26 protein-coding genes and 1 pseudogene are annotated in these 25,499 nt (G+C 34.5%); 7 read left to right on the forward strand and 20 right to left on the reverse strand.

What is annotated here, in order from left to right:
- Window positions 1-2: 2 nt before the first annotated feature.
- The 11 genes from IPH11_11350 to IPH11_11400 form a co-directional block, all read right to left on the reverse strand.
- A complete protein-coding gene (locus IPH11_11350) occupies window positions 3-1,649 on the reverse strand; it encodes a hypothetical protein (protein ID MBK6914202.1) in 1,647 nt (548 codons plus the stop codon).
- Window positions 1,646-2,047: a hypothetical protein gene (locus tag IPH11_11355; protein ID MBK6914203.1), complete on the reverse strand. Its 402-nt coding sequence runs from the start codon at window positions 2,045-2,047 to the stop codon at window positions 1,646-1,648. Before IPH11_11355 ends, IPH11_11350 begins: the two co-directional genes overlap by 4 nt.
- The gene (locus IPH11_11360; GenBank protein MBK6914204.1) at window positions 2,005-3,174 is read right to left on the reverse strand and encodes an SAM-dependent DNA methyltransferase; all 1,170 of its coding nucleotides are present in this window, start codon (window positions 3,172-3,174) and stop codon (window positions 2,005-2,007) included. The genes IPH11_11355 and IPH11_11360 overlap by 43 nt, the downstream gene beginning before the upstream one ends.
- Window positions 3,175-3,640: 466 nt before the next feature.
- Window positions 3,641-4,093, reverse strand: coding sequence for a hypothetical protein (locus tag IPH11_11365; GenBank protein ID MBK6914205.1), 453 nt, complete (start codon window positions 4,091-4,093; stop codon window positions 3,641-3,643).
- On the reverse strand, window positions 4,093-4,842 hold the full coding sequence (locus tag IPH11_11370) for a hypothetical protein (GenBank protein ID MBK6914206.1): 750 nt from the start codon (window positions 4,840-4,842) through the stop codon (window positions 4,093-4,095). Before IPH11_11370 ends, IPH11_11365 begins: the two co-directional genes overlap by 1 nt.
- The gene (locus tag IPH11_11375) at window positions 4,803-5,144 is read right to left on the reverse strand and encodes a hypothetical protein (protein MBK6914207.1); all 342 of its coding nucleotides are present in this window, start codon (window positions 5,142-5,144) and stop codon (window positions 4,803-4,805) included. Before IPH11_11375 ends, IPH11_11370 begins: the two co-directional genes overlap by 40 nt.
- Before the next feature lie 183 nt (window positions 5,145-5,327).
- Entirely contained in the window at window positions 5,328-6,506 is a 1,179-nt protein-coding gene (locus IPH11_11380; GenBank protein MBK6914208.1) for a hypothetical protein, read from the reverse strand.
- Window positions 6,507-7,289: 783 nt separating this feature from the next.
- The gene (locus IPH11_11385) at window positions 7,290-7,577 is read right to left on the reverse strand and encodes a transposase (GenBank protein ID MBK6914209.1); all 288 of its coding nucleotides are present in this window, start codon (window positions 7,575-7,577) and stop codon (window positions 7,290-7,292) included.
- A gap of 321 nt (window positions 7,578-7,898) precedes the next feature.
- On the reverse strand, window positions 7,899-8,171 hold the full coding sequence (locus IPH11_11390; GenBank protein MBK6914210.1) for a queuosine precursor transporter: 273 nt from the start codon (window positions 8,169-8,171) through the stop codon (window positions 7,899-7,901).
- A 223-nt stretch (window positions 8,172-8,394) separates the two neighbouring features.
- A complete protein-coding gene (locus tag IPH11_11395) occupies window positions 8,395-8,841 on the reverse strand; it encodes a LamG domain-containing protein (GenBank protein MBK6914211.1) in 447 nt (148 codons plus the stop codon).
- 27 nt (window positions 8,842-8,868) lie between these two features.
- Window positions 8,869-9,300, reverse strand: a complete 432-nt coding sequence (locus tag IPH11_11400; GenBank protein ID MBK6914212.1) for a hypothetical protein — start codon at window positions 9,298-9,300, stop codon at window positions 8,869-8,871.
- 388 nt (window positions 9,301-9,688) lie between these two features.
- On the opposite strand from IPH11_11400, the gene IPH11_11405 reads away from it, so the two are divergent.
- Window positions 9,689-9,880, forward strand: a complete 192-nt coding sequence (locus IPH11_11405) for a hypothetical protein (protein ID MBK6914213.1) — start codon at window positions 9,689-9,691, stop codon at window positions 9,878-9,880.
- A gap of 340 nt (window positions 9,881-10,220) precedes the next feature.
- On the opposite strand, the gene IPH11_11410 is transcribed toward IPH11_11405, so the two are convergent.
- The 7 genes and pseudogenes from IPH11_11410 to IPH11_11440 form a co-directional block, all read right to left on the reverse strand.
- On the reverse strand, window positions 10,221-11,084 hold the full coding sequence (locus IPH11_11410; protein MBK6914214.1) for a hypothetical protein: 864 nt from the start codon (window positions 11,082-11,084) through the stop codon (window positions 10,221-10,223).
- 2 nt (window positions 11,085-11,086) lie between these two features.
- A complete protein-coding gene (locus IPH11_11415) occupies window positions 11,087-12,286 on the reverse strand; it encodes a hypothetical protein (protein MBK6914215.1) in 1,200 nt (399 codons plus the stop codon).
- A 25-nt stretch (window positions 12,287-12,311) separates the two neighbouring features.
- Window positions 12,312-13,346, reverse strand: coding sequence for a hypothetical protein (locus IPH11_11420; GenBank protein ID MBK6914216.1), 1,035 nt, complete (start codon window positions 13,344-13,346; stop codon window positions 12,312-12,314).
- A 469-nt stretch (window positions 13,347-13,815) separates the two neighbouring features.
- Window positions 13,816-14,067, reverse strand: coding sequence for an RNA-binding protein (locus IPH11_11425; protein ID MBK6914217.1), 252 nt, complete (start codon window positions 14,065-14,067; stop codon window positions 13,816-13,818).
- A gap of 156 nt (window positions 14,068-14,223) precedes the next feature.
- Complete coding sequence (locus tag IPH11_11430; GenBank protein ID MBK6914218.1) at window positions 14,224-14,955, reverse strand: hypothetical protein; 732 nt, start codon at window positions 14,953-14,955, stop codon at window positions 14,224-14,226.
- Window positions 14,956-14,984: 29 nt separating this feature from the next.
- Window positions 14,985-16,279, reverse strand: a pseudogene (locus tag IPH11_11435) (MFS transporter).
- 145 nt (window positions 16,280-16,424) lie between these two features.
- On the reverse strand, window positions 16,425-16,748 hold the full coding sequence (locus IPH11_11440; GenBank protein MBK6914219.1) for an RNA-binding protein: 324 nt from the start codon (window positions 16,746-16,748) through the stop codon (window positions 16,425-16,427).
- Between the two features lie 575 nt (window positions 16,749-17,323).
- On the opposite strand from IPH11_11440, the gene IPH11_11445 reads away from it, so the two are divergent.
- Window positions 17,324-17,728, forward strand: coding sequence for a hypothetical protein (locus IPH11_11445; protein MBK6914220.1), 405 nt, complete (start codon window positions 17,324-17,326; stop codon window positions 17,726-17,728).
- Window positions 17,729-17,734: 6 nt separating this feature from the next.
- Here IPH11_11445 and IPH11_11450 read toward each other — a convergent pair whose 3' ends face one another.
- Window positions 17,735-18,727: an NAD(P)-dependent oxidoreductase gene (locus IPH11_11450; GenBank protein MBK6914221.1), complete on the reverse strand. Its 993-nt coding sequence runs from the start codon at window positions 18,725-18,727 to the stop codon at window positions 17,735-17,737.
- Window positions 18,728-18,846: 119 nt separating this feature from the next.
- Between IPH11_11450 and IPH11_11455 the strand changes: the two genes are divergently transcribed.
- The 4 genes from IPH11_11455 (at window position 18,847) to IPH11_11470 (ending at window position 23,404) form a co-directional block, all read left to right on the forward strand.
- Window positions 18,847-19,404, forward strand: coding sequence for a hypothetical protein (locus IPH11_11455; protein ID MBK6914222.1), 558 nt, complete (start codon window positions 18,847-18,849; stop codon window positions 19,402-19,404).
- A 126-nt stretch (window positions 19,405-19,530) separates the two neighbouring features.
- On the forward strand, window positions 19,531-20,343 hold the full coding sequence (locus IPH11_11460) for a Plug domain-containing protein (protein MBK6914223.1): 813 nt from the start codon (window positions 19,531-19,533) through the stop codon (window positions 20,341-20,343).
- Window positions 20,327-21,688 (forward strand): TonB-dependent receptor, encoded by a 1,362-nt coding sequence (locus tag IPH11_11465; GenBank protein MBK6914224.1) that lies wholly within the window; start codon window positions 20,327-20,329, stop codon window positions 21,686-21,688. The genes IPH11_11460 and IPH11_11465 overlap by 17 nt, the downstream gene beginning before the upstream one ends.
- 81 nt (window positions 21,689-21,769) lie before the next feature.
- Window positions 21,770-23,404, forward strand: a complete 1,635-nt coding sequence (locus tag IPH11_11470) for a T9SS type A sorting domain-containing protein (protein ID MBK6914225.1) — start codon at window positions 21,770-21,772, stop codon at window positions 23,402-23,404.
- Between the two features lie 332 nt (window positions 23,405-23,736).
- On the opposite strand, the gene IPH11_11475 is transcribed toward IPH11_11470, so the two are convergent.
- A complete protein-coding gene (locus IPH11_11475; GenBank protein MBK6914226.1) occupies window positions 23,737-24,036 on the reverse strand; it encodes a hypothetical protein in 300 nt (99 codons plus the stop codon).
- A 325-nt stretch (window positions 24,037-24,361) separates the two neighbouring features.
- Here IPH11_11475 and IPH11_11480 point away from each other — a divergent pair, with 325 nt between their 5' ends.
- The gene (locus IPH11_11480) at window positions 24,362-25,453 is read left to right on the forward strand and encodes an OmpA family protein (GenBank protein MBK6914227.1); all 1,092 of its coding nucleotides are present in this window, start codon (window positions 24,362-24,364) and stop codon (window positions 25,451-25,453) included.
- Window positions 25,454-25,499 lie beyond the last annotated feature (46 nt).

Genomic DNA, 25,499 nt, shown 5'->3' on the forward strand with positions numbered 1-25,499 from the left:
CCTCACCCTACCACCTTTTTAACCAGCTTATCTATTTCTTTCATTTCTTCTGCAAGATGTTTTTTTATTGCTACTCTTAATCTGCCGAGGTGAATTGCACTTAGTTCTTGTTGTGGTGGGTTTGTTTCTAAATATTGTTTTGCCTTTACGTGTGCTTGCTCGCTTAGTTGTGTAAGTTTAATGTGTATTTCGTTTGTCTCATCAAATCTTGGAAAGTAAACATCTAATATTTTTTTATGAACATCTCTTGCCCCAAACAATCCTTTCGATTGAAAGTCTTTCATTAGTTCATTTGGGATGGATGAATTAAGTATTGCAGCAATATAAAAAGCTACGTTAGGATCACTAGTAAAAAAGACATAGGCTTTAGTATCAACAAAAAACTCAAGATCAATCTCATCTCTTTTAACAACAGTTGCATTAGCGTCTTTTGCAGACGAATTATAGATGACTAAATATTCTGAGTTTAGATTCTGAGAACTAAGTTTATTATGAAAGTCTAAGTATTGAATTGCTGAAGTTTCCTTGTTATGAACAGTCTTGTTAAGTTTCCAGAAATTCTCCGCCGATTGAAACCATTTCGAAGCATTTAAGTAACCGTTTTCTCTCAATTCATCTACTGAAAGAACTTTAATTTTTTTTAGTTCGGTATCAATAATAATTTCAACAGGTAATACAATCAAATCTGGATTTATGAGAGCAAATGGTAATATGCTTTTGGAAAGTGCTGTACGAAAAATAAATTTACTTTCTATTTTACCAGTAATATCTACAATATTCCAAGGTTTCTTTGCTTCTCTTTTTGAATGTTCAGAAGATTTTATATTTACAATCCTATCATTCCAATCGGATGGCATTTCCTGATTAAGATCAATAAAATAAAAATTACGAGGCGTGATTTCTGCTCCACGTTTGAATAAAGTTTTGTAAGGATTTGATTTGGACTGCACTTTTGTTTTTTTTGATGAGAACGCAGAAGATTTTCCTTGTTTTCTTAAATACCAAGTGTTGTTTGTTTCTGTTAAGCTATTAAGGCTAATCTCATAGTTACAATTCTTAGTGGGTAAAGTTCCAATAAAAGTTTTACCACCTACACCTTTAGAAGGAAATTTTTTTTGTTTTTTTATTTTCCTTGTTACAATAACACAACTTGGGACACGAAATAAAGGTTTAACATCATTCAAATCCCATATTGAACTTCTTGCAAACCCTTTTGCGTTACCACTCCTTGTATTATCGTGATGATCTGCACTGAAAAAACTTCTAGGTAGAACAAATGCTAATGAACCATTATCTTTTAGAAAATATGAATTGCAATAACTAAGAAAAATGGCTGCAATCTCTAAATTTGGAAAATTCTTGATTGATTTTGGTTTAACATCGTAAATATCTGCAATCGTATTGAGCAACTTTTGATATTCTTCATTCTTTACAGAACTATAAGTAAACCACGGAGGATTGCCAATTATATAATCAAACTTACCAGCAAGAAAATAAGGTTTGTATAAATTCTGCACTATAAACTTCCAGATGCTATCACGTCCTTTTTCTTTTACGATTTTAAAACCTTTATATACTTTGTAAAAACTTTCAATTATTTGTTTATTTAATGAATGACCTTTTAATTTTTTTCCTGAGAATATTTTCAAAAAACTTCTTCGCTTTCATTCTTCTTGCTCATTGTTTGGTCAGCAAGTTCATCACAAATCTCAAGTGCATCATCAAACAATTTTACATCATCAAGTACCTGTGTTGTAAGCTTGTAGTTTTCCTTATCAATATTAAGAGTAAAGTCTTTTCCAAAAAGATTTTCAACTCCTTCCGGTGCAAGTAAAGTGTTTGCAAGAATAATATTTAAGTAAACAGGATTTTTTGCATCAATTATTTCTTTACCAAGTGCAAGAAGCAAAGTTGTTTTTGCTATCTGCACACTTAAGGGATGAATATCAATTCCATAAATCTGTTCGTTTATTTCTTCAGCGTTTGATTCAGGATTTAATTCTTTTACTCTATGAATTGCAGCTCGTAAAAAGAACCGCTTCCGCAAGCAGGATCTAATATTTTATCAGTCTTCTTAAAATTAAATTCTTTAACAATTCGTTCACACAACCAATCAGGAGTATAATACTCACCAAGTGAATGTCTTGTATCTAAATCTATAAGTTCCTGGTAAACACCTTTAAGAACATCTTCATCAACCTTATCAAAATCAAAAGAAGAAATTTCCTGTGCAATCAGGCGAAATACTTTTTTTAGACTCTTAAAGTTTCTATCGCTTACAACCCAATGATAAAAATCATTATCAACAAAATTCCTGATATTGTATTTATGGAATAAACTACCATCAAGAATAGCTTTTAATTCAGCATCGTCAATGTAATCATCATTAGATACAACACTGTATGCAAGCATCTTTGAAAAAACACTTAGGTAAGTGTGGATTAAGAATATACTTTCTCTTCCATCGAATGAGCCATAAGCAACACTTAAAAATTTATTCCATTGCTCGTACGAAACCTGGACTTCACCGTATTTCTTAGCCTCATTAAACCAATTACTTAAAACCTGGTAACTTTCAATAAAAACATTGCTCTGGTAACCAAATGCTTCTTCAATTCTTTTTAATGTTGCGCGTTGTTTTTCTTCCTTAAAAAGGAAACGATCTATCCAGTAATAAAAATCTTCCGCATTCTTTTCATTCAAAACAAATGATGCGCTTTTAACTTCATCAAGCTTCAGTTCATCTTCTTTAAGTTCTTTCAGTTTATCAATACATTCAACTGCAGGAGCATAAACTTTCCAGGTAATAAAATCAGATGCAATCAAAGTAAAATTATATCCTTCACCCGAATTGAATTGTCCTAACAAGTAACCGGCTAATTGTTCTTTCGCGTGAGTTAAAGTTTGTTTAAGATCATTTTCAAATTCAATTATTATTTTGTTGTAAAGAGTATCGGCACTTCCTTTATGAAGTTTATCTTTTCGTGGAATGTTCAGAATTGTTTTTTCAGAGCCAAGAGAAATTTTATCAACCAACTTTAGAATATCTTTATCATCACCATAAAGCCTGTTTAACAAGTCTTTAAACGCTTCCTTCTTAGTATGCTCTTTATTAGCCTGTTTTACTTTTTGGAAGTATTCTTTGATGAGTATGGATTTTGTATCAGTATTCATTTAAGTAATTAATTTTTACTATTGAAATTTAATCTATATCCAATTAAATAAGCGATTCAATTTTCAAAACGGAGTATCTAAACATATTTACAAAATCCATTCCTAACCGCCTTCAAAAAACCTAATCATCACTCAGCGGGCAAAAGTAAATTATAGCTGTGTAAAAAGTTAGCGTTTTTGTTTTAAACTCTTGGGTTGTATCATCTCTTCGGAATCAGGGGCTTTGCGAATTGGCTAATTTACGAATTGTTAAATTGTTGTTTGTTTGAAATATAACTGAAAATTTGCGAAATTTTCCTGCACACGGGAGGGTATTAAGCAAGTTTTAAAAAACTTAATAATGGTATGAATAACTTTAAAGTTTGCAATAGAGAAGTATGATGATAAAAAGCTCCCCATTAATGAGGAGCCTTTGCCTCAACATTGTCCGATCGGAAATGTCTTGAGAGGAGCACATAGGTAGAAATTAATTATCTCTGGCACCCTCAATTATCCACTGCTGTATAACGGCAATTTCAACTGATGTAAGTGGAGTATCTTCATAAGGCATCTGCTTGCCAGTGATCCCCTGGGCATTAGTTAGTTTCATGATGAGATAACTGCCAGAAGGGTCGCCCCTAATAACATCACAAAAACCCATTGATTGTGACTGTTCACCAGGGCCAAGTATAGAAATTGCAGAACTGACAGAATAAGAACTCGCACCCCCACCATGACAATCTATATTATCACAGTTATGAGTCTGAAGAATCGGAAAAATATCTTGCTGAAAAGAAACAGTAGCAGCAGGAAAATCATTCGGATTAAAATTTGTGTTGCAATCCAATGGTTCGGGAGCAGCAGGGTTGTCAGAGGATTTACAAGAATACAATGATAGAGAAAGAATAAGAATTAAAGAATAAAATGCAAGAAATTTCATTATGGATTTTTAACCTTTTTAATTTGATTATTGTAAGTATCGGCGATAAAAAGAGTGTGAGAAACTTCATCATAGAAAATTCCACCCGGAGTATTCAGCATTGAAAGTTTAGCCGGGGTTCCAGTGGGTGAAGAACCAGGGATACCATTGCCAACAACGGTTTCGATGATCCCAAGCGGATTAATTTTCCTAATTACATGATTATAAGTATCGGTAAAATAAATAAAATGATCATCAGATTGGTAAATATCAGTTGGATGATTTAGCTCGGCAAATTTTGCAAGGCCACCATCACCAGAATAACCTGCGGCACCAGTACCGGCGATAGTATAAACCTCTCCGGAATAAAGCTCAAGGAATCTAATTCTATTATTATCAGTATCGGCAATAAAAATTCCGTCAGGATGATGGCCCCAGCAGATTTTGCCACCAGGAATAAGGTCGGAAGTAGAAGGAAAATTGAATTTTACAGAATCACCGAAACCATCAGTAAAACCCTTTTGACCACCACCTGCAATAGTTGAGATATTGAAAAACGTATCAATCATACGGATTCTTTGATTGGCTTGATCGGAAATCAACATATTACCATCTTCATCGAATACGATACTATTAGGCAGGTTAAATTTTGCAAGGTTTGCCGGACCACCATCTCCTTCAAATCCGGGGGTTGAACCGAAAGGAGAAGAAAGCATCATAGAGGTGGGGTCTATGGATTGAATTTTAGAATTTTCCAGGAAGCCAGCCAAATTTTTCCATTTAAATCGTAAGTGATTCCAGACGGATGATCCAAATTAATCATTGAAGCAGAGCCGGAGAGATCATCGCCAGGATTACCCGTACCAATAAAACCATTGATAATACCTGATGAATCAATAATACGGATACAGTTGTTACTCCAATCAACGATACATATCTTGTGATCCGGAGTAATAAAACCATCTATAGGGAAGTTAAGATTAGCATTTATAGCAAGATCGCCATTACCCGCAAAGCCGGCAACACCAGATATACCTGCTACGATATAGAGAATACCATCCTGATTATCCATTAGAGGCTCTGTTGAATTATCCTGATTGCAGCCAACGGAAAGCATGAGAGAGAAAATAAAAATAAAAAGATAAAACTTATTATACCTTAGCATTATAAAATAAATAAATAAAATTGTTGAGAAACAGATTTTAATAAAAGGCTGGTGTTAGACCAAGATAGAATAACACCAGCGATTAATAAATTAAGGGTTTTTAACTCTTTTAACTTGCTGATTAAAAGTATCACAGACATAAAGTGTATGATTATTCTCATCATAAAAAACACCGGAAGGGGTGTTAAGTTTAGCAAGAGTAGCCAAAGTACCATCATCAGAATAGCCGGCAGTACCATTTCCTACGACAGTGGTTATGTTACCTGCAGGATCAATTTTACGAATTACGTGATTGCGTGAATCAGCGATAAAAATATCACCGTCATGGGTACAAACTAAGTCGGTAGGATAATTGAGCTGAGCAAGAAGGGCAGAGCCACCATCGCCAGAGTAACCGGCTGCACCGGTTACAGCAATAGTAGTTACTTCTCTTGTTGCGATATTAATTTTTCTGATTCTGTTATTTTGGGTATCAGCAACATAAAGATAAAGTCCATCTTCACTAAGACAGATTTTGCCACCAGGTACTGCATCGGAGCCTTTAGGCATATTAAATTGAGCTAAATCACCAATACCATCAGCGAAACCTTGAGTACTTCCAGCAAAAGTGGATATGTTCATCATAGGATCAACGATACGGATTCTTTGATTACCCTGATCGGAGATGTACAAATTACCATTTGCATCAAATACAACACTGCTTGGCAGATCAAGCTTAGCCAAATTGGAAGCACCGCCATCACCTTCAAAACCCTGAGAGGTTCCGATAGGAGCAGTAAGGAACATTGATGACGGATCAATTTTTTTGACCTTCCAGTTATGCCAAGCTGCCATCCATAGGTTGCCATCTGGACCAAGTACAATACCTGTAGGGTGGTTCAAATCAATATCAGTAGCAGTGGCGTCTTTATCATCACCAAGGTTACCTGAACCAATGTATCGGGTAATAATTCCATTTGTGCCAATCTTACGGACGCAATGGTTATTCCAATCCATAAGTAATACTTCGCCGGAAGGAGTTACAAAACCGTCCTGAGGCCAGTATAAATATGCATCCTTAGCCGCTGCGTCGTTACCACCACCACCAGGATCGCCGGCGTGACCAGCTACATTATAAAGCATACCATCCTGTTCTTCAACGGGGCCGGTATTAGTTGCTGAATCATCTTTAGTACACCCAGAAACAAAAAGGAGCAGGAAGGAGAAAAGAATGAACGAAGTAATTAAACCAAGTTCACTTTTGTGCGAGACGTAGTATCTCTTTTTCATAAATATCCTCTCAAAGATTATGAAGAAATTAATTAATTAATAAAGAACAAGAAAAAAAAATTAAAACTATATTTTGGGTTTATCTGATATAAAAATGTATCTATGTAAAAACACTATTTAAAAACTTATAAAATTAGATTGTAAGAAACGGCTTTAATTATGAGAAATTTTCCTGAGTATAAAAGTGTTCAGGAGTATAGCATTTATTGATTATAACAATTATTCAAAATCATACAATTATGCCTATAATATAAAAATACACCAAAACGAATTTTTTAAATAAAAATCAAATAATTAAGCAATTGAAAATTGTTAAAATAATTTTACAAAAATAAATAGAAAATGTCAAGTAATTGACAAATTATTTTGTAAAAATATAACACATAAATCAAATGATGTGCCTAAAATAATAAATGTTATCTATTAAAATGAAAGTTTTTTTAAGTGAATACGAACCAAGATAAGAATATCCAGAAAAATTGTTTACAAATGAGACAATAAATTAGTTGATGTGATTGGAGATGGGAAATTACGAATTTGCTGATTGTCTTATTGTTATATTGTTTAATTGACTAATTGTTATGTTGATTAATGTTGGTCGGGGGAGTGAGGGGTGAACCCAGATATCGGGGTTGTGAAGAAAGAAGGAGGCAATGTACAATGAAGACACTTAAAAATGATAATGTTAGCTTTTAAGTTTACGGGATTGGGTAGCAATATAATAATGCTCTTCTTGCTGTTCAATATGTTTTCTATATTCTATTATATGGTTTTCGCTTACACTTACTGCCCAATAATCATCTTGCGAGATGAATTTATTTCAGTCAGATGATTTTTAATTGTCCAGAATGAAGATTCTCCTTTTATCGGTTGAGCAGTTTTGCTGATGGATTGATCTTTATTGAGTGAAATTAAGCAATGAAGGTGTTCTTGATAGCCGTTTATGTAGTCGAGCCAGATATTTTTTGTCACTTGACTAAAGTCAAGTGCAATTTTTTTTAATTTTCCTATTGCAGTTGGCTTCAGCCAACTGATAAAGATAACTGAGAAAATATTAGGCTTTAGCCCCATATTTATTGACAAGTTCCGATAATTCTTTTCACTTAATTAAAGGGAAGTTTAGGGTAGGGTTTTCCTTATCTATTCCGTACCTATCAGGCAACAATACCTTTAATCATACGCTAAACATACGCTAATCATACGCTAGACATACGCTAATTATACGTTGTTATTATACGTCTATTTCTCACTTTTTATACTCCACTTACCCGGCTAATTCGCTTCTACCGCTTCCGCCATTAACTTTTCGGATAGTTCTTTACCTAAATATCTATCAATTATATTATGCACAAAATATAATAGCGGCGTTAACGCTATCGCTACTGTGAATTTCTAGATATAGTTTTCTATTCCAATCGCAAGTACTAATTTTATATCCCACCCCGCTCCGATATAAAAAGCAATAAACAAAACTATAAAGCTGTCAATAAGCTGAGTTACTAATGTATAGCCTGCAGCCCGCAGCCAGAATTTTGCTTCTCCGGTTTTTGATTTAACGTAATGGAAGGCAGTAATATCAACTAGCTTGCGGACCAGAAAATAAATCAATGAGCCAGCAATATTACAGTGACCCTGTCCAAATATTGTATTAAATGCCGGGTCCATATTCACCACCCCGTTAGTTGTTGTGCGAGAAATCCTTCAATGCCGGGTAAGAAAGAAATCTTACTCCTATTTTCACAGAGTTATTCGTTAATAACAGCACTCATATATCAGTAAAACTTAAACACGTTGAGACTAACCGTCAAACCGTTAAGGCTAGCGGCAATATGAAAAGCTTTTTTGTTAACATGCCTTTAGATTATACAAGGATCAAAATATACTTTTGTTATCTCTGTAACACTGAATTATAAATCTGTAAAATTTCTGCACCTTGCAGCGGGCGATTAAAAATTGCTATTTCATCAATCGAGCCATTGTAATAACGAAAAGCAGATGCAATTCCTGTAGTTCCATAACCAAATGCCATTAAGTCTCGCTTAGTGATGGAACTGAAAAATTCAGTGTCCGAGGGAAGTGTACCGGCGTTATAATGCCTATTGGTTAGTTCGACACCATTAATATAACCAGTGTTACCTGTCGGGCTAACTACGGCAGCAAAGTGATACCATTGATTTTTTTGAATTGTCTTATTGTTATCAAAACATTGAATGATAATACCATTTCGAATTATGGTAAAATAAAGAAATTCATTCCCGGGGTGACCGATCTCAAGAACAAGACAATTCTGAGAAGATGAATAGACATCATCACCAAAATAAAGTATTGGAACCATTTCCTGTCCTGAAGGAATACCGGAGTACTAAAACCAAACCGATATTGTTCCGTATGAAGTTTCTCCTATAGTATTTAGTGCTTGCTGGTTTACAAAAGTAACCTTACCGGATTTGTTAAACTTGAGTGCAAATCCATCAATTCCATTTGTTGACCATTCGGCACCTTTATCAATTAATCCATCAAAGCTATTTTCAGTAATGTCATTCAATGTTCTCCCGGATCCTTCATTAAATGTGTATTGAGCTATAATCGTTCTATCTACTTTTTCGGAAGTAATTAATTCAGATTTTGAATTTGTTCCCTCACCAGAGAATTGATCGCTTAGTGTAATGCCCTCTTCCGAAGATGATTCGACAGGATTTGTATTTTGATTACTGCAGGAAGGCAAAGATAAAATTGCTATCGAAATAAAAAACAAACCTAATGCGAAATGAATAATTAAATTTTTGTGTATCATAAAATCCTCTAATAATAATTTTAGATCAATTTATTTATATAACTAAATAATTGTATCAATAATTATTCCAGTAATATTCGTAGAATAACTTGTGTTAATGGGAAAATACTAGGCGTAATTAAGTGTTTTTCTGTTGGATTTCTTTGAGGTGATTATTATTTATAATCTAATTCTCTCCTGAGAGAAAAATGATCTCCTTAAGGGAAGTTTAAACTTGCTATAATTGAACTTCGGGATTTACAAATCACAGTAGCAGCAACAATATTTCAAAATTTATCTTTATTCCTAAATTATTATTCAATAATTTTAACCGCGCAATTGAAAAGATATTGCTATGCAGGTGCATATAATCAACTGTCTTCTTACAACAATTTATTGGAGTAGAGATATGAAAGATAAAAATGTGCTTCTTTTTATTATGCTTGCCGGGCTTGCTATCTTAGCCGGAGTGATTGGTAAGTTTACCGGTACTAAAATTTTTATTCAGAGTTACACCTGGGTTCAGGTGGCTCAAACATTATTATTGTTTGGGATTGCATGCGGGATAGGTAATCACATTTTCAAATCTAATAAAGAGTAATTACTAACGGAGTCTTTGATTCCGTTTAAATATTCCTTTGATGTTTGCTTTGATAAGATCACTTTAAAAGTGACTATGAAGAATTATATACTTTGAAGGTTATAGGTATAAATTTTTTAACTGCGGTTCTTAATTTCCAACGCAATGTTTTTAACTTAGTAAGTCACCTTACGCAGGGAAGTATAAAACCTCCGAGGTTTTGTAAATAGTATCTTTCTGAGGCTGTTTTTTAGCGCTAAATAGAAAATATTTCCATAAACCTATTCATCGAAACCTCGGAGGTTTGTTGTTTTGCTTAACATGAGTTAGTAAGTCACCTTACGCAAAGATTAATTTTGTATTAATGTCTGTTGCTCGAAAAAGGAAAACCAAACACAGCAGAGAACCTGGTCCGTTCTCCCATATTATTAAATCTGGTTGAGGCAGTTAACCTGATAGTGTTTTTTATTAAAAAACTTGCGGAAATAAAAGTCTCATATTTAAGTTCAATAATTCTGGGATTGTCATTTCTTAAATCTATGATGTCTTCAGGGTTTAGAACAACGCCGCCACGGAATTCAAACAGATTAAACGGGCTAATAACTATTCCAATCGTACTTCCCAAATCTTTTATTATTGAATTATCTTTAAAATCAACATCTGCAAAAAGTTTAAGTGTTTCGTCGAAAAAAATTAGTCCAATTCCCGCAGTATAATTTCTGACGTAATTAAGACTATCGAATTTTACCTCGTTAAGATTTCTTGCTAATAATCCGAACGAAATGAAGCTTAAAGGCTTTAAGATAATGCCTGCATCAAAAGAAAATAGTTTCAAGTTATAAGAAGAATATTTAGCTATTATGTAACGATTTGTAGTTCCAATTGCTATAGATTCGTTTCCGATAGATAGGTTAACGGAATAATTCTGCAGACGAATATTATTGGTGTTATAAATATCCTGGTATGAAATACCGATATTATTCGAAGTTAAAAAAACTGATGAGTTCCCTTGAGAATTGAAGTCGTCAAAATCATAGCCGAGTATCACTCCATTATTATCAAATCCAATACCCATAGCGGCAGGATTGTAGCTGGTTGATGCTAGTCCGGATGCCTCAGAAACAAAAAAGATTTTTTGCAATTCGGTAAGCCGGGTTATATCCGGCTGAGCAAAGAGTATATTAGTTTCTATAAAAACTATTAAGGCAAAAAAAATCTTTATCATTTCTAAAATAAATTATTCACCAAAGTAATTGACAACTGATTGTAACCATCACTGCTAAAAATAGTGTGCATATTATATTGTATCCCCAGCTTGAATGAATCAAAAAGAAATTCTACACCGAATCTTGTGCCCAAACCAAATTTAAACTCTGTGGAAGTTTCTTTAGTGTTAAACTGCGGGAATGACGGATAATTCTGCTCGAAGGATTTATAGATTATATGCGTTTCAAGTATCGGCGATACATAAAAATCATAGAAAGAGGAAGTTTGAGGATAGATATTTAGCTGTGCTCCAACACCGATAGTAGTTATAAAAGCCCCTCCTTTTAAATCCGCAGAAATTGATTGATTTGAATTAACAATATTATCAGTATTTAATCCGAAGTAATTCAAAGCTAAGCCGCCCACAGCGCTTATGTTCATACCCTCCAATTGGGCAAGATTAAACCTGCTTTGATAACCGATACCAAAACCGGAGCCATAATTTGAACCAAACTTTGAATTGTATGAAACTTCAAAAATATCATAATGGGGTAAGATATATCTTTTATTCAAAGTAAGGTCGGAGTACTGATCTGATAATGTGGTTTCACTAATTCCGGTTTTGCCGGTGTACTCAATTGTACGTAAATTATTTTTAGGCACTGTCAAACGACCAACTTCGGTATCTAATATTAAACTCTCTGAGTCTTCAAAATAAATATTTCCCTCGAATCTTTTTCCATTGTTTAGATACGCAATAACTATTTCACCTCGTTCGGCATATTCACTTGAAATATATTCAATCTTAGATAATTCACTCTTAGGTATTGTAAGATTACCGGAATCAGTTTGCAGCATAATCATACTTAAACTTTTAGCCAGTAGTAAGCCCGAAACAACATTACCATTCTTCAGATATACGACAACCGGATCATTAATGACAAATTTATATCCACTTTCAGGATTAGAATTGAGTGATTTATCATCTTGATTTGTGCCCATTTTAATAAACGGATTAAAAGTAATGCTTTCTATATTCTGCCGGTCAATTTTTAATTGTCCGAGTTCATAATCCAGCAGCAAGTATTCAGGCTGTTCTTCAACAATTCTTCCGGCGATTACTTTGCTGTTCTTTAAAACAATGTTTACATCCTGTGCGAATGTACTTATAAAAAAAAGTGAGACAAAAATCATTGTAAAGAAAAAATATTGCTTAATCATTTATAAAATCTCCTATATTAAAATTTTATTCGGCAAAAAAATTATTTACCAAACTGTATGAATTTACTTGAGCAGGAAGCTCTGTTCCATCTTCAAATTTGTTTTTATCTTTACTGTAAACACCCACCCACCAGTAATACACCCTGGAAGATTCTAGCGCCGCTCCGTTATAGCTGATTTCAGTATTTGTTATTTTACCCGAAGACCAGAAAACATCGGAAAAAGGTCCGTTGCCAACAAAGACTTCATAATTGACAGCGTTACTCACTGCTTCAAACTTAAAAGTACGAGGGTCACCAAATCGTGAATTATTTGCAGGGCTGACTAAAATTGGGCTTGATAATATTATATCAGTTCCAGCCTTACTTGGCAGGCTTATTTTAAAACCTTTATCTACTGCTGTAATTTTATAATAATATCTCTGATTTATCTGAACAGATTTATCCACATAAATTGCGATGTCCGTAGAATCAAGGAAGCTTAAAACATCAGGGACAAAAGAGGAATCTAAACCCCGATAAATCATATAGTTTTTAAGGTCACCTATATCAGGCGGGATCCAGCTTATTCCTACCTCCAATGCTCCGAGCAAAGAATTGTTATATCCCTGTACTAATAATCTGCTTGGCGGCTGTGGCGCTGAAAGATTAAGCGGTTGAATATCTATAATATTAGTAGGCAAACTTTCATTACCTGCAAAATCTATTGCGGTGAGGTAATAATAATATGTCGAATCATATTCCAAAAAGCGATCTAAGAATTCGGTTTGATTTAAACTTGCAAGTAATTTAAATGAGTCAATGTTATTAATAGAGCGATATAACTGATAAGCCTGGATATCAATCTCAGTGTTTTTTTCCCAGCGGAAATGTACCTGCCCATCACCTCCACCTAAAAGAATAAAGTTTTTTGGAGAATCCGGTGGAAATACATCCGCAGGAGCTGTTATTTCCGAGCAGCTTATAAGAGGAAATGTTACAAGGGAAAGGATTAGTAGAAGGTAAATTTTTGACTTCCTGTTCTTTCTTTCATTTATAAAATTTATTGAGTTTTTTTTCATGATGTTTTTTATTTCAATGAAATGATAATTTTGTTAAACTTTTGCTTTCATAGACCAATCTTGTGAATAGTTTTCAGTGAAGTTTTCTTTTTTTTCAATATTGCGAAAGACGATATACTCTAATATAATAATTTATATTGGCACTAATTATTCAATCTCATAGAATTTGTGTCAAAATTTTTATTTGTAACTTTATATTAAGAGTCAGCTATTGATTACAATGCACTAAACCGCAACAAAGACTTCCACAATTTGAATATAGATGATCAATAACAAAATTAGTTATAAAGATTGAGGCACCTATGATCGTTGCTAAGACTTGGATGAATGAGATACATACCTCGAAAGCTTAATAGGAAACTCGGCATGCGAAATTTTATATAGTAAAGTGATTTTAAGTTATGATATTCCAAAACAAAAAGGTGTCCTAATTGGACACCTTTTTCAGAAAATAACTTAGAATCGAATCTTAGCTTCTTGCTTTAGCTTCATTAACTACGATATTTCTTCCTTTTAATTCAGAATTATTCAATGCTTTTATAGCATTTTCTGCTTCTGAGGAATTCTCCATTTCAACAAATCCAAAACCTCTGGATCTGCCGGTGTCACGGTCTTTAACTACTTTTGCTGAAACAACGTTACCATGTGTTTCAAAAGTTGTTTGTAAAGTGTTGTCATCAACTGACCAAGGGAGTGATCCCACAAATAATTTAGTACTCACGAAAGAACCTCTAAAAAAATTAATAAATAAAAAGCCCCAACTATTGGGACAGACAAAGCTAAGTCCATTCATTGACATAACCAAATTAATTATGCGTTAATAGTCAAATAAATTTGACCCGCTGTCTTTGATTCGATGTATCAATACAGGAATTCATCATACAACTTCATTAGTGTTTCCAGTCTTTTTCGCTTTAATTATTCCTGAAAAATTGATTGAGTGTGTGATCAGGTCAACTGATGTTTTAATCATTACAAATAAAACTATGATGAAAAAATTTGTATCGGTTGAAAATATATCACCAAACGTTGTTGCAAATCCACCGAGTATGATGGTCATATGCATCGGAATAATCCGGGCGTATGGCGCAAACATTAGTTTGCCGATATTGGGTATTTCATCCGAAGGTTTAGTTCGTGAGGAGATAAATTCAATTAAATAACTAACGAAAAATATTACTCCAGAATAAAGTACGAAGTTTGAACCAGTGTTTGATGAGTCTTGTTGATTCATAGAGTAAAAACCGCCAATGAACATAGCATAAATAAAATGAAAAAATCCATAATGAAAAAGGAAGAACACAGCAGTAGAAATCTTTACTCTTTTTGTTGACTGAGCTTGCTCCCCTCCTTGCTTGAATCCTTCGGTTGAAAATTCTTTTAGGGAAATAATATTAATAAAATTAAATACTCCAATAATTACGCTTTGTCCCCAGTAAATCCATAAAACATCTGCAGCAGTTATGTCATCAATAAGCGCAATAAATATCACTGAAAGATTTGAAAATATCAACGACCACGTTGAGAATCTAAAAAAGTCTATACTTCGTAAAAGCATAGATAAGCTTAATGGAGACTTTTGACTGATCCTATTTTCTTTTTTGTTCATTTATAAACTAACTGCAAAAATTCAGAAAGTTATTTTTTCGGTGCTAAATATTTATTGAAGAGTAATAAACCAATGATAGTCAAAACTCCAATCATCGAAAAAATAAACCAGAGAGTTCCCGGCTGTTTTAATGTGTCAACAAAATAGACGTAAAGATTTGCACCGAGTATTCCGCCAATACCGCTGCCGATAACACCATAAAGAAATGAATAACCAAGATAGAGAGCTTTTTTATCTTCCGGTGCGATGAGTCCCACATAACTGATAAACTTTGGATGCGCTGTCATTTCACCAATTGAAAAAATAATTATCCCAAGCATAAATACCAGTGGATGAGTTGATATTGCAAGTATCCCCATCCCTACTGTACCAAGCCCGATGCCGGCTATCATAGTTGGCAGTGCTTTTTATTTTTAACAATATTGGAGACAAAAATCTGAAGGAGTATTATAGTCCCTGCATTGATTACAGTTACATGCTCGGCATCAAATTTCCAATTTGGATTTGCTATAAAAACTGACAGCAGTCCGTTCACTAAATTATTTATTGGCGTCATATCCACATAATCCGTAAAGTACCAAAGTACTGTATCAAACATCTGAAAATACAGAATCCAAAAACCCGAATAAATAACTATCATTAGAATGAATCTGAAATCTTTTAGAACAAGAACCGCACCTTTTAACACATCGAAAATTGACTTGGAACTTGCTGGACGCTCGGGTTCTTTATACATCAAAAGATTGAGCAGAAGCATTGATCCGGTACCGACTGATGCCATTATAAAAATATATGACCAGGAAATGTCTTTTAAAATAGGGATAAGTATAAGCGGAAAAATGAATGCGCCAAGATTGATTGACCAATAATAGATTCCAAAACCAAGGGTGGAGTTTGACTCATCCGTTGTACGGGCAATTGTTCCTGAAATTACCGGTTTAAAAAATCCTGCACCGAGTGCCATCATAATTAGACTTAAAAAAACTAAGGTATATCCGGTAAATAAACTTGTGAGAAAGTAACCGAGACTAAGAGCCGCAAATGCAAAGAAAAGAGTTTTTCTATAGCCGAACCTGTCTGCAATTGCACCAGAAAGGATTGGAAGGAAATAAAGGAGAGGTTGAATTGTACTTTTAATTACTCCAACACTTTCTTTGGTAAAACCAAGTCCGCCATCTTTTGTGTTTAGAACTAAATAAACTGAAAGTACAGACATAACACCGTAGTAAGAACCGCGCTCAAAAAACTCCATTATGATTACAACCCAGTAATTCTTAGGAAAGGCGGATAACCAGTTTTTCTTTTTATTAGCTTCCGAAGTCATAAAACTCCTATATAAAAGTTATTGCGAGAATTAAAATTTAAAAAGGTTGGGCAAAAATGTAGAAATGAAATTTTAGAAACAAAAAAAATCCGATTTGAATTATTTTAAGTCGAATAAATTCAAACCGGATTTATAGAAAATGTTATTAGAAACGACGTCTGCTTGAGCCGCCGGAGCCGCTTGATCTGCCTCCGCCGCCGCCGCCAGGTCTTCTTTTGTTATCATCACGTCTTGGGCGAGCTTCGTTTACGGTAATTTTTTTACCTTTGACATCTTTTGTATTTAAACTGTTGATAGCTTTTTGAGCATCAGCTAAACCCGGCATTTCAACAAAGCCGAATCCTTTTGACTGCTGTGTAAATAAGTCCCGGATAATTTTTACTTCCTTGACTTGACCAAACTCTGAAAACAAGTTTGTTAAATCTTCTTCTTTAACATCACTTGCCAGATTTCCAACGAAGATATTCATACTAATAAACTCCTAAAAAATTTTAAATAATTAATTAACAAAGCACCAATGCAATGCTTCTTCCTCCTGTGGATAAAAACTAGAATGAATATTTAGGTATGAATTCAAATTTTTAAGCAGGCAATTGCAAAATAGTAGAAATACTATTCCTAAACAAATCTTATTCTTGTTACCGATGCTTAAAAAACTTTTGCGATCTGAATGAATAAAGTGGGCAAATGGATGGAATTAAATCATTTTTACATAATTAAAATTTAATAGATATTTTCGTGGAGCTAAGCGGGATCGAACCGCTAACCTTCCCGCTTCTATCGGGGCGCTCTCTTACATATTTAGACTTATCACCCCTGAGTTATCATAATCATCAATTTTTTGTGGAGCTAAGCGGGATCGAACCGCTGACCTTCTGAATGCCATCGGGACGCTCTCCCAGCTGAGCTATAGCCCCAAAACTAAATTATGGAAAAGAACTATTCAAAAATATGATTATTATTTTGTTCTGTCAATTCTTAATTGAACTTTAATTTATGTATTGCTTGATTGAGTTCTCTACTATATTTTAAATTAAAAATTAAATGAAAATATTTCTATCTGTTATATTAATTTCGATTTTCTCATCACTTGCAGTATTAAGCGGCTGCAAAGATACTATCACTGTACAGGATTTGGATAATGTTGTAATACCCGATTCGAGCGTTAGTTATTCAAAATATATCCAGCCGATTTTTAGTGTTAAGTGCGCTAACGCCGGCTGTCATGATGAATACAGAGCCGGTGGTTTAAGTTTGCTAACGTGGGCTGAAGCTACAAGTTCCACACGGATAATCTTTCCGTATGATCCCGATCAAAGTGTGCTTGTGTGGACTATTGAATTGAGGTCCGGATTCCCTGTCATGCCGCCTGTAGGTTTTCCATACTTAACTCCCGATCAAATTGAAGGGGTAAGAACTTGGATAAAAGAAGGTGCATTAAATAATTAAACTTATTTATATCCAATCTTCCTGCAAATACCATTTGCACGTGCGTTTAATTCCCTCCTCAATTGAAATTTTCTGACTGTAACCAAAATCTCTCATAGCTTTTGAAGTATCACAAATCCATGCGTGCTGAGTCAAATCCTTTGCTTTCTCGATATTTAAAGTTGCAGGTTTGCTGCTGAACATTGAAAAGAATTGGGCAAATGCTGCAATTCCAAAAACAATAAAATGAGGAACGATTAATTTGATTGGTTTTCTAGCAAGGGTTTTAGAAGTGACTTCACCTACCTCTTTCCATGTATAAAATTTTTCTGATGAGATAAAATAAATCTCACCGACGGATTTTTCTGAGACAGCAGCAAGGTATAATCCCTCAACCAGGTCGGAAACATGAATAAGGCTGACAAGTTTGTTATCGAAACCTACAATTGTTGTTAATCCTTTGCTGAAAGTTTTGAAGTAGATTAAAATCTCAGTATCTCTTTCACCATAAACTGCTGGTGCGCGGCAAATAGTAATGGGAAGCACATCCATAAAAACCTTTGCCACCTCCTCCTCAGCAAGTTTACTCTTTCCGTAAGTGGTAATTGGATTGCAAGGTGAAGTTTCGTCAACTGCTTTTTCATTCTTTGAAGGACCAACTGCAGTTAGGCTGCTGACAATTACAAATTTCTTAATTGTAGATTTGAATTTTAGCGCAGTCTCGAGCAAAGTTTTTGTTGTTTCAACATTTCCTTGAAAATAGCCTGCAGTTGTTTTAGATTTTACGACGCCTGCCACATGAAAAATATAATTAGCACCAACAAATGCTTTTCTGAGTTTGGATTCATCATTCAAGCCGCAATCATAAATTCTAACATTTTTTTCTTTTAACCATTTCAGATTACTTGACTTTCGGGTTATACACCTGACTTCAAAATCCCTGGATAATAATAAATCAACGAGATGACTTCCGACAAATCCCGTCGCTCCTGTTACGATTGCAATTGGTTTATTCATAATAAAATAATTAATCCTTCAATTTTAGATGTCTAAAATTCACGTAAATAACTTTACTATGCAATAGTGATTTATAAATCTTTTAATTAAATTTTCATAGAGATTTACGAACAATATCTAAAATGTACGAACACATCAGAATAAAAAAAATAATTGTCTTGCTTTTAACTTCGCTTCTAATTTACCATTCTGGCGGGTTCATATTAATTTACACTCCTGCTTCCTTTCTTATAAAAAAAGTAACTAAAGAATTAATAAGAAGCGAAATGATAGATTTTCCTGTTGTTAAATTTTCATTCTCACTTGAAGAAATTAATTCCGGGATTGAAGGTTTGCACTGGATTCACGAAAAAGAATTCCGATATAATGGCAATATGTATGACATTGTCAAAAAAGAAACCGCCGGCGACAGAGTGATTTATTATTGTTTTGCCGATAAGAAAGAAGATCTCCTCGAGACTTCTTTCGAAGTTCATTTTCAAAATGGAAAAGAGACCAGGTCACTTGAGTCTAATACTCATAAAATAAATTTATTATCACTGTCGGACTGGATAGCTCAGCCGGCTAATTGTCGTTCAATACTTTTTGCTCTGGGATACTTATTCCCGGCGGCAAGTGAAAGCGAATTAACTCCATTTCTAAATGTTATAACCCCCCCGCCAGAGAACATTTTCTCCTAAATATTTTATACATAATTTTAACTGCATGTCGTTTAGCGAAAGTTAAATAATTGTTCTCGCTAAGAATATTGTATTTAATTCAGCATTGCAGTTTTAAATCATTTTTAAAAAAGGAAAGAGAAAAAAATGTTTAAGATAACGTTTACAGTTCTGATTCTCTTATTTATCTCACTAACTTTGGGAACAAAAGCCTATTGTCAAACCGGTGATTCAGAACAAAAAATTAAAACAACTTATGCCGACACAATTAAATATCAGACTGATGAAGTGGTTGTAACTGGAACAAGAGTGGAACAAAAAATAATTGACATCCCCTACCCTGTTTACCGTATTAATAATTATCAATTTCAGTTTGATAGAAAAGTATCAATTAACGATGTATTGATTTCAATTCCCGGTGTTTTCATGCAATCGCGGTATGGAAACCATGATGTTCGAATATCAATCAGAGGATTTGGAAGCCGATCTAACACAGGTATTCGCGGGATTAGAATTTTACTTGATGGCATTCCTGAATCGGAACCTGATGGGCAAACCAGGGTCGAAGCCATTGATTTCAATGCGCTTGGAAGCATAGAAGTAGTTAAGGGAAACTTATCCTCGCTTTATACCAATGCGCCGGGTGGGGTTATTAATTTCATTAATGATATAAACTTTGATAATTCATTTATCAAAAGTTTTAACGAATTTGGTTCTTTTGGTATGAGACAAAACGGAATCAAAGCGGGAGTTAAAGGAGATGGTTATAAACTTATGGTAAATTATAATTATCACAACTATGAAGGTTACAGAGCGCATAGTCAGGATTACTGGCACATTCTTAATACTGTGCTTGAAACAAATCTTGGCAAAAAAACGAATTTGCAGATACTTGGTTATTTCGCAAACGGTATAATAAAATTACCCGGCTCGTTGACGCAAGATGAATTTTTGGCTTGACCCCTACCAATCTGCCGAGCGTGAAATTGATTTTGATTTCAGGCGTGTCACAAAGAAAGGACGAATTGGTTTACGATTCAATAATTATTTTGATGATGAAAAGAATCATCAATTTGAATTAACAACTTATGGAACAATAAAATATTTTGAGCGAGTTTCAAAATCTTACAGAGTATTTAATAGATACGGATTAGGAAGTACTGCGAGATATATTTTTAGAGCTAAAGTTGGCGAAAGAAAAAATGAATTCTCAATTGGCAATGACTTATTCTACCAAACCGGACCGATTGAAGAATACAACACTGTTAACGGACAGAAAGATGATATCTTAAATTTTCTTAGCGATGAATCTATAAGCAATGTTGGTTTCTACGCGCAAAATAATTTTGAAATTCTGCCCGATCAATTTTCACTTTTGGTTTCGGGAAGATATGATAATGTAATATTCGATAATAAGAACCAACAACTTGCTGCGCAAAATTCAAATCGCCGATTTGAAGCATTTACACCCAAAGCTGCATTCAATTTTAAGCTTACACCCTCCATTGCAGTTTATACTTCTTATGGGCTAAGCTTCGATAGTCCTGCAGGCAATGAGCTTGATAATTTCCCGCTAAGTTCTGATCCCGGGAAATTACTAAATCCGGATCTTCAACCTCAAAAATCTAAAAACTTTGAAGTTGGCATAAAAGGAAATATTATTTCTTTTGATTCTCAATTTTTCCGGAATATTAATTTCGAAGCAACATTTTTCAATACTAAAATTGAAGATGAAATTGTCCCATTTGAAATCTTTGGTGATGTATTCTTTCGAAATTCTGCAACAACAAATCGGCTGGGTATCGAACTCGGTGGTGAGGCAGAAATTTTAAGCGGATTAAATATGAAACTATCCTATACATATTCGGATTTTTCTTATGACAGTTACTCCGCCGAAGTAATTGATCTTAATTCACTCAATAATATTATTACATCTATTCAAGATTTTGGTGGAAATGTTTCTCCAAGTGTACCAAAGCACAATATTTTCAGTGCGTTAGCATACCGACATTTTCTAACAAATGAAATTTCTGCTTTTGTCAGGGCAACTTACAATCACGTAAGTGGAATGTACGTGAATGATCAAAATTCCGAAAAGACTTCCGACTATAATATTGTTGGTGCAAGTATTGGTTCTGACATTGTTTTAAATAACTTAAATTTATTACTTTCAGTTGGAATGAATAATATTTTTGATAGAACCTATGTTGGATTCATAAATATTAATTCAACCAATGGAAGATTTTATGAAGCAGGCGAGCCACAAACCTTTTATGGCAGTCTGAATGTTAGTTATAGACTTTAGTTAGGAATTTTTTATTTTTTGTCAGCCGGTTAATTCAACAAATTTTCCGGCTGATTCATTTATTCATTTTTAGGAAGACCGATGAAAATAATTTATTATTTCTTTTTATTAAGCTTTTTTGTTTTTGATTATGTAGCATTTGCCCAATACAATTTCAGACAGGATGGGGCTTTATCAATATCAGAAAACTATCGTATTCATCCAAGTACTGTAACACAAAGTGAAGTTTTTATTACCGTGCATCCAAATAATCCTGATATTCTATTTTCATCTGCCAACACATTTACGCCTAACCCATTCTTCATCGGAGAAGGAGTCTATACAACAACGAATGGAGGGACAAGCTGGTATGGTAAAGATACACTTAATGGAGGAAATATTTTTTTCCATGGGGGTGAACCGGGAATAACAATTACTGAGAAGGGAAGATTTATAGTCACCAGGGTGGGTAGAGCACCCTTTTATGGTTTGTATTCCCACTATTCAACTGATAACGGAATTACTTGGTCTAACTCTGTAACCATCAGTCAAAATGAAAATGAATATAAAGCGGTATTGACAACGGATGCATTTTCAGGCAGCACTTTTAATGGAAGAGTTTATGCAGCATGGACAAGATTTACACCACCCTACCCTATTATGTTCACATATTCCGACAATGGCGCTGAAAGTTGGATTACACCTAAACAAATCAATAACCCAACTCTTCGCTCAAATGGAGCAGATCTTACGATTGACCAAAGCGGCAAGTTGTATGCTTGCTGGGCAGGGGTACAAGATGTATCACCTTTTACTGAAATCAAAATCGGATTTGCGACTTCTACCGACGGCGGAATCACCTGGAACTCCGATGATAATAAAATTAATATGAACGGCATTAGCGGCGTGTTAAGCGACAAGGCGAATATTCGTGTGAACGGTCTGCCGCGAATTGGAATAGATACAACAGCCGGACAAAGAAACGGCTGGCTTTATATTGTTACTACTCAAATAAATTTAGCTCCTGCAGGAACTGATCCGGATATTATCTTAAATCGTTCTACTGATGGCGGCAGTACCTGGTCATCAGGAATTAGAGTGAATCAGGATGCTTTGAACAATCATAAAATTCAATACTTCCCTGCTCTTCATATTGATCATACAGGAGCCATTAATATTCTTTATTATGACGATCGCAAGACAACCTCTGATTCGGCTGGAGTTTTTCTATCTCGCTCAACTAATGGTGGGGATACATGGATTGACTATGAAGTTTCGGATCATAATTTTATGCCGCAGCCTATTGGCGGATTAGGCGCTGGATACCAAGGCGACAACATTGGACTTACTGCTAATGGTAAATTTATTTTTCCTGCTTGGATGGATAATTCAAGCGGCATTTATCAACTTTGGACAGCGCCGATAAGTTTTACAACTGTAAATGTTGAAAATCAGAATACTATAATTTCACCCACACAATTTTCACTATTACAGAACTACCCCAACCCCTTTAACCCGGCAACTACAATTAGTTTTAATCTTCCAACAAAAAGTTTCACCACCCTTCGTATATTTGATGCGCTGGGTAATCTTGTTCAGACTTTGGTGAATGAAGAATTGAACGCCGGGAAATATGAAAAAATATTTGACGCCTCTAATTTATCAAGCGGAGTTTATATTTATTCGATTCAAACCAAAGACTTCACCGAATCTCATGGGATGATTCTAATTAAATAGAGCGTATGCTTATTCAGCAAATCTCAAATTAATAAGTTACCTCACACATTTGTCATGCTGATGGCATTGCCTCAGAATGACATAAATGTAAACTTTGCGTAAGGTGACTTAATAACTCGCGTTACGCAAAACGGCAAATCTCCGAGGTTTCGATGAATTGGTTTATGAAAATATTTTCAATTAAACACTAACAAACAGCCTCAGGAAGATGCTATTTACAAAACCTTGGAGGTTTTATACTCACCTGCGTAAGATGACTTAATAATTCAACTTCCCAACAACTAAAATAACTTAGGACAGCGATTAAAAAGTTTACTGGAGAATATTACAGTTTAACTCAGATTTTTCATGGCTGTACTTCCAAAGTTGGAAATGGCGCTCTGAAGTTTCATGATGGCACTTCCAAAGTTGGAAATAGGGCTCTGAAGCTTCATGGCGGCACTTCCAAAGTTAGAAATAGGGCTTTGAAGCTTCAAGGTGGTACTTTCAAAGTTGGAAATAGGACTTTGAAGCTTCATAGTGGCATTTCCAAAATCGGAAATAGAACTTTGAACGTTCATGGTCATATTTCCAAAGTTGGAAAGCCAAAATGGCGGGAAAAAGTAGAATTTGACATTCACCGTAGTTGACATCACATAAGTTCAGTTTTACAGAGAATTTTCAAATCTTTCCACATCCGTCTTGCAATTTGATAATGAGATGAGTTTTCAGAATTAACTCGTTACAATTATTAAGAGGACTTGTCAGTCGCATCACGCAAAATAAAATGCATTCATCTTTTACAGAAAATCAAATGTTAATTTTCGATTAAATTTATCTAAATCAGATTTAATAAAATATTAAAATGAAATAATCTTTGCTATATTCTCATAGTTATTTTTCTACTTTGTTCAATGTATGTGTCATTCCATCTATTTGATAAAAATTCTCTAAAAAAAATAATATTAAGGAGGCTAATTGAAAAAGCTATATTTCTTTTTTACACTAATATTTCTAATAAACTTACCAACTTTTGCTCAATTGAGTAAGACAAGTTGGGCAGTCGAGTTTGGCGGTACTTACCCGCGTTTTATAAGTGTATCCGGGACTGGTTATTCTGCTAATACTAACTTTGGCGGATATATCGCATTAAGGAGGATGTTTACCGAGCACCTCGCATTGCGGCTCAGCGGTAACTACACTTATATGACATCAAATTACTACGACGACCTCGGCGGGTTAAATACCCAAAACCTTAATCACCTCGCCGGCAACTTAGATGTGATTTACAATTTTATGCCCTGCGAGACTGCCACTCCCTTTTTTGCATTTGGATTGGGAATTACAAATTTCACTTCCGATAATTCTTACACAACTACTATGGATGCGAACTTCTGGGGTTATCAAATGAATTTAGGAATGGGTGTTGAATGGAAACTATCTGATGATTTTAGTTTTAATACTGAAGCCGAATATATCACGGCATCAAATAATAAAATTGATGGCAATGATAGACAGAATGAAAACACAAAAGGTTTGCTCGGAGGCAACGGTGATACTTATATGAAATTGAATGCCGGTATAATGTGGTATTTCTTGAAAGGAGAACCTTCAGAGCTTTGTGATAAATGCCCGGAAGGCGTTCGTGAAATAATTAGAGAAATTCCGGTTGTTAGTCAAACCCCTCCAACAGAAATAATCAAAGTCATAAAAGACACTGTTTATATTAAAGAGCCAGCTTTATTTGGAGTTCATTTTGAGTTTGATAAATTCTCATTCAGTCCGGAGTCTTATCCAATTCTTGAACATGCAGTTCAAGTGCTGCAAGAAAATCCCGATATAAAAATATTAATCACCGGACATACCGATAGTTATGGCACAAATGATGACAATAAAATTTTATCCTATAAACGGGTAGATGCGGTTTATTCTTACCTTACTTCCAATGGAATAAGTGCTGCTCGAATCAGCAAAGAAAGCTATGGTGAGACGAAGAATGTAAGGGAGAATGATACTGCAATAAACAGAGCATTTAACAGAAGAGTTGAGTTTATAATTCTTTCGAAATAAAACTTTCCCTTGAATGTTACGAGGGTTGTAATTTTACAGCCCTCTC

This window comes from Ignavibacteriales bacterium (genome assembly GCA_016709155.1).
GTDB lineage: Bacteria > Bacteroidota > Ignavibacteria > Ignavibacteriales > Ignavibacteriaceae > JADJEI01.